Here is a 309-nt window from a genome sequence, read left to right on the forward strand (position 1 = left end):
TGCGCGGGCCGCTTCAATGGCCGCGTTGAGTGCGAGCAGGTTGGTTTGTTCGGCAATACTGTTAATCACCTCGGTGACTTTACTGATGGCTTCACTCTCTTGGCTGACTTTTTCGACGGCCTGATGGCTACTACTGAGCTGTTGGCTTAGTTTCAACAGATCCTGTACCACTTGGGTTTGTTGCTGTTGGCCTTCTTTGGCAGCGATATCCACTTGCTGGCTCTGGTTCGCGCCATCTTGAGCGTGGTTGGCGACATCGCGGATGGAGGTGGACATTTCTTCAATCGCGGTGGCGATTTGATCCGTTTG

The 309-nt window shown here is 53.1% G+C and carries 1 protein-coding gene; it reads right to left on the reverse strand.

What is annotated here, in order from left to right; genetic code table 11:
* Nucleotides 1-276, reverse strand: a 276-nt coding sequence (locus CBX98_RS25920) for a methyl-accepting chemotaxis protein (protein WP_242446625.1), incomplete at its 3' end; no start/stop codon positions are given.
* Between the last annotated feature and the right edge of the window lie 33 nt (nucleotides 277-309).

It is taken from the genome of Vibrio sp. T9, from assembly GCF_003123985.1.
Classification (GTDB): Bacteria; Pseudomonadota; Gammaproteobacteria; order Enterobacterales; family Vibrionaceae; genus Vibrio; species Vibrio diabolicus.